The 1,507-nt window shown below is 75.3% G+C and carries 2 protein-coding genes; one reads left to right on the top strand and one right to left on the bottom strand.

What is annotated here, in order from left to right; genetic code table 11:
• On the bottom strand, positions 1–523 hold a 523-nt coding region (locus HTZ82_RS04090), incomplete at its 3' end, for a PAS domain-containing protein (RefSeq protein ID WP_175407880.1).
• A gap of 120 nt (positions 524–643) precedes the next feature.
• Here HTZ82_RS04090 and HTZ82_RS04085 point away from each other — a divergent pair.
• Entirely contained in the window at positions 644–1,405 is a 762-nt protein-coding gene (locus tag HTZ82_RS04085) for an ANTAR domain-containing response regulator (RefSeq protein WP_175407879.1), read from the top strand.
• The last annotated feature ends 102 nt before the right edge of the window (positions 1,406–1,507 follow it).

Here is a 1,507-nt window from a genome sequence, read left to right as displayed (position 1 = left end):
GGTGCGGCTCGCCCGGCAGCGGCACCGCCGTCAGCGTGGCCCGTACCGGCTCCTTCGGCCGCTGCTGGAGCCGTACGGTCAGACTCCGCCCGCCCTCGCCGCGCGCCGTCGCCGCCGCGTGCGTACGGAACGGCGCCCGGTCGCCGGGCGTGAGCAGCGCCGCCAGAGGCCGGCCCGTCGCGTACCCGGCCCGTACCCCGGTCAGCGCGGTGGCGGCCGCGTTCATGCGCCGTACCACCGTGTCCCGGTCGATCAGCGCGACCGGCAGCGGCAGCCGCTGGAACACCGTCCTCAGGAGCTGCCGTTCCCGGCGTTCCGCCGACGTGCCCTGCGGCCCCTCCGCCGCCAGCCGCTCGTAACGCGGCCACAGCGTCTCCGCCGCGTGCTGCAGCTCGAACAGCGCCGCGTCCAGAACGCCCCGCTGCTCCTCGGGCGGCAGGGCGCGGGCGCTGCGGAGCTCGGCCACTCGGCGCACGAAGTCCGCGAGCTCCTCGCCGTCGCCGTACGGGTCGGTCTCGCTCATACCGAGCACGGTAACCGCACACATGACCGCCCCTGCGCCGACGGGCCGGAGAGCGAGCACGGTGCGATCGTTTCGCCGGTCGCGCAGCGGGCAGCCGCACATCGAAAGGAGTGACACCCCATGCTGACCGAGCAGGAGTACGAAGGCCCCGAGCCCGTATCCACCGTGCGCCGGCTCCAGCAGCTCACCGAGCAGGCCGTACGCTCCGTCCCCGCCTGCTGCGGCGCCGTCGCCACGCTCGGCGACGAGCACGGCCCCGAGCACGACGAGCGGCGCACCAGCGCCACCCACCCGGACCTCGCGGCACTCGTCTCCGTCCAGCTCGCCTCGGGCGACGGACCCATCCGCACCGCCCTCGACAGCGGCGAGCCCGTGGACTCCCAGGACCTCCTCGACGACGACCGCTGGCCCGCCTACCGCGCCCTGGCGCTCCGCTCCGGCGTACGGGCCGGCGTCACCCTGCCCTTCCGCAGGGCAGGCCTCGACGTCACCCTCAACCTGTACGGCTTCCGGCCCGGCTCCCTCGGCAACGCCGCCCACGGCCCGGCCGCCGTACTGGGCGAGGAGGCCACCGCCGGGCTCGTACGCGACCGCCGCTACCGTGCCGCGCTCACCGAGGTCGGCCAGCTGGAGACCGCCCTGCGCTCCCGGCCGGTCATCGACCAGGCGGGCGGCATCGTGATGCACCTGCTCGGCTGCGGCGACGAGGAGGCGTACGCCGCGCTGCGCCGGGTCTCGCAGCTCGCCAACCGCAAGCTCGCGGACGTCGCGGCGGAGGTCGTACGGACCAGGGGCCGCGGCCTGGAGAAGGAACTCGCCCGCCTGGCCCCGTCCCCGCCGCGCCGCCCCCCGAACGGCGAACCATCAGAAACCTCCGTATAAAGGGCCTCACACCCGCAGAACCATCCGCAGCCCCCCGCAGACCCCCGCAGCCCCCCGCAGACCCCTGCAGAACCACCCGCAGAACCCACCCGCGGAGGCCCT

It is taken from the genome of Streptomyces sp. TRM64462, from assembly GCF_013362995.1.
Classification (GTDB): Bacteria; Actinomycetota; Actinomycetes; order Streptomycetales; family Streptomycetaceae; genus Streptomyces.
Note: the sequence above shows the minus strand (reverse complement) of the source record. Positions and strands in the feature narration are given on the sequence as shown.

Bases quoted from the DNA above. Each gene is read 5' to 3' on its own strand.
- HTZ82_RS04085 (WP_175407879.1), top strand. From the start codon at position 644: ATGCTGACCGAGCAGGAGTACGAAGGCCCCGAGCCCGTATCCACCGTG.